Here is a 1,224-nt window from a genome sequence, read left to right on the forward strand (position 1 = left end):
CAGCTATAGGAGTGATAACAAGTGATGTAAACGCAACGGAAACCACCAAAGCAGTAATCATTACACGTATAGCAATGCTAGCAGATCATGCAGTGGTGTGGCCAGGAAATATCACTGAGGAGCAAAAAGCTGCAGCAATCAAGCAACTTGAAGCACGGGGCATCATCATTCATAAGGGAGTTTAAAACTGCTCAACTGAAGAGCAAAACCAACTTTAAACACTAAAGGGGAAAAACATGCAAAATCCATTTACAAATCCAGCATTTAGTATGACGGAATTAACTAAAGCAATAAACATATTGCCGATAAATTATGGTCGAACAGAAAGCTTAAATTTATTTCCAAGTAGATCGGTAAGATTTCGACATATTACGATAGAAGAGCAAAACGGAGTATTGAGTTTATTACCAACGCAAGTTCCCGGAGCACCAGCAACAGTGGGAAAACGCGGAAAACGAAAATAAGAACATTTACGATACCACATATTCCCCATGATGACGTAGTGTTACCTGAGAAAGTGCAAGGAATAAGGGCATTTGGGTCAGAGAATGAACTGAAAGCGTTGGCTAATGTGGTAACAGATCACCTGGAGTTGATGAGAAATAAACACGCGATAACGTTAGAACATTTGCGGATGGGGGCGTTAAAAGGGATTATTCTGGATGCTGATGGCAGTGAGTTATTAAACCTTTACAACGAATTTGAAATTACGCCAAAAGTGGTAAATTTCGCATTGGGAACAGCAACGACAGATGTAAAAAGAAAATGTCTGGAAGTATTGCGTCATGTTGAGGACAACTTAAGTGGTGAATACATGACTGGGATTCATGCGCTGGTAAGTCCAGAGTTTTTTGATGCACCAACTTCGCATGCCAAAGTAAAAGAGGCATATGAGAGATGGCAAGAAGGAGCAGCACTCCGGAACGATATGAGATCAGGATTTACGTTCTGTGGAATAACATTTGAGGAGTACAGAGGACAAGCAACTGACCCTGAAGGAATTGTGAGAAGATTTATAGAAAAAGATACGGGACACTGTTTTCCACTTGGTACAGCTAATACATTTACGACTTACTTTGCCCCAGCAGACTTTAATGAGACGGTAAATACACTAGGACAACCGCTCTATGCAAAACAAGAGCCAAGAAGATTTGATAGAGGGACTGACCTTCATACCCAATCAAACCCTCTACCAATGTGCCATCGCCCAGGTATACTTGTAAA

General features: G+C 40.9%; 1 protein-coding gene and 1 pseudogene. Both read left to right on the forward strand.

Annotation, left to right across the window (positions count from 1 at the left end; all coding sequences use genetic code 11):
• Positions 1-185: head decoration protein (locus tag WGMM_RS03955; protein ID WP_038250400.1), on the forward strand; the 185-nt coding region annotated here is incomplete at its 5' end.
• An 84-nt stretch (positions 186-269) separates the two neighbouring features.
• Positions 270-1,224 (forward strand): annotated as a pseudogene (locus tag WGMM_RS03960) (major capsid protein); the annotation flags it as partial.

The organism is Wolbachia endosymbiont of Glossina morsitans morsitans (genome assembly GCF_000689175.1).
Classification (GTDB): Bacteria; Pseudomonadota; Alphaproteobacteria; order Rickettsiales; family Anaplasmataceae; genus Wolbachia; species Wolbachia pipientis.